Annotated in this window: 2 protein-coding genes; both read right to left on the bottom strand. The window is 58.1% G+C overall.

What is annotated here, in order from left to right; genetic code table 11:
- Positions 1–72: 72 nt before the first annotated feature.
- Complete coding sequence (locus tag KEC16_RS19545; protein WP_211552089.1) at positions 73–999, bottom strand: tyrosine-type recombinase/integrase; 927 nt, start codon at positions 997–999, stop codon at positions 73–75.
- A 436-nt stretch (positions 1,000–1,435) separates the two neighbouring features.
- A partial coding sequence (locus KEC16_RS19540) for a pentapeptide repeat-containing protein (protein WP_211552087.1) occupies positions 1,436–1,980 on the bottom strand: 545 nt, incomplete at its 5' end.

The raw sequence follows: 1,980 nt of genomic DNA, 5'->3' as shown, positions 1-1,980 counted from the left end.
GTTCGGGTCAGAATCCAAATGTGCGACCCGGGATCCACTGCTTCGGGGAAGTTGATCGACCATAATTCCCAGTTATCGTCCCCTTTGCCCCCCAATTCGCCCCAACGTATCGGCCTGCTCCAGGGTGCTGCGCAGGCTGGTGTCGCTGACCTGCGTGTAGATTTGGGTGGTGGCAATGCTGGCGTGTCCCAGGAGCTTCTGGACAAAGCGGATATCGACACCGGCCTCGATCAGTTGGGTAGCTGCGGTGTGACGCAGCATGTGAGGGGTGACATGGCGGGTCAAGCCAGCGCGATCAGCCAGAGCGGATAGGCGACGGCGAATGCGGGGTGGGGTGACTGGGGTGCCGTAAGACGAGATCAGCAACCGATCACTCTCGGTTTCGATCATTGCCCTGGTTTTCAGATAGGCCTGCAACGCGGCCTTGGCCGTTGCCCCCGGCAAATAGACCTGTCGCTCGCGATTGCCTTTGCCGCGCACCAGGATGACGCCTTCGGCTTCGTTCAGGTCACTCAAGTCGACCCCTGCCAATTCACCCACCCGCAGGCCTGTCACGATCAGGGCAATCACAATGAAGTGCATGACCTGGGCAGAATGGGTGCCACCGACCTCTGCTTCATGCCGCGCCCGTTCCAGCAGCTTACGAATATCTTCAACGGTCAGAGCGCGCGGCAAACGGCGCGGGAGGCGGATGGATAGGTCCAGGCGGTGGAAGGGATTGAGAGGGATGGTTTCCTCGCGTTCCAACCATTTGAAGAGCAGCTTCACGGTCGCCATGCGCCGCTTGACGCTCGTTGCCTTCAGCCCTTGCTCTTGAAGCATGCCGCCGACATAGGCCCTGAGATCGTCTCGGCTGATGGACGATACCGGGATATGGCAGCCTAATTTTGCCGCCATATGGGCAAGGTCCGTTTGATAGGCCCGCACAGTGTGGGGGGATAGGGTTTTGGCGATGCGGCAGTAATTGAGAAAAGAGTTTTTCGCAGTAAGAATGTCCATGAGCACCCCCCCCAAAAAAAGGCCCGATCAAAGGGGGTGCTTGTCCCAAGACGCATGCAAGATTGCAACCCTTAGCCCCGAACATTCGTGATAAGGAAGGGCTGCGTTGGGGGCAGGAAATCGGTAGGTTACCTGTTTTGCGCGTGCTCAGAAACGTACATAGTTCTGTCAACCAGCAGTTCGATCCATTCGAAACAACATCTTGTTCAGACGTAGCTTCCTTAAAGTCGCCTGGTCTCGGTCATACACGTTCGAGTCCCGTCGTCCGCGCTAGCACCTTCAGCCTATTTGCAGGGCTAAGTGCTTGCATGCTGCGCACGAGGTGGCGCCCGGTCATTGTCCACCGGCCTGTCGTTTCTCATCGTGGGAGAGGGGCGACCAGAACTTATCCATTTCTTGGCGAAGAGCGGTGGGGATAGCGCGAAGGCCCAGGCAATCAGCTTCGGGGGGGGCGAGAGAGGATGGCCTGAATTTTGGGCCCCAGGCCGGTGGCTTCAGGAATGTATGCATTCCATAGCATTCGAGCCACCGCCGGGTTGGCACAGGACAGATTGCGCCAAAGTGCTCCCAACTCACGGCTGGACGGAAGAGGTCGCTCCGACAGTGGCCGTCCATGGTCATCCATACAGCGCAATGGCCCGCGTTCGTTGTACTGCTTCAGACGATGATCTATCAATTCACTGTCTAGGTCAAAGTGCTCCAGTAGCGAGGCCAAATCTTCGCGGGATAGCGGAGGAGCGACTGTGAGGTCGCTGACCAAGAAAGCGGTGCAGTCTGCGAGATTGGCGCTTGCACCCCGCGTATCTGCACCAACTAGTAGTGCCCCTTGCATGTCTGTGCCATCGAAAACAGCGCCCTGCATCTGTGCGTCAGTGAGATTGGCCCCCTGCATCTGCGCTCCACTTAGCAGGCTGCGGAAAAACCCTTTCATCTGAGGCTGCATCGTGATTCGCTTCTCCTGCTGAGTTCGGAGGGGGGGGC

The sequence above is a fragment of the Magnetospirillum sulfuroxidans genome (assembly GCF_018224925.1).
Classification (GTDB): domain Bacteria; phylum Pseudomonadota; class Alphaproteobacteria; order Rhodospirillales; family Magnetospirillaceae; genus Magnetospirillum; species Magnetospirillum sulfuroxidans.
Note: the sequence above shows the minus strand (reverse complement) of the source record. Positions and strands in the feature narration are given on the sequence as shown.

Bases quoted from the DNA above. Each gene is read 5' to 3' on its own strand.
- KEC16_RS19545 (WP_211552089.1), bottom strand. From the start codon at position 999: ATGGACATTCTTACTGCGAAAAACTCTTTTCTCAATTACTGCCGCATC.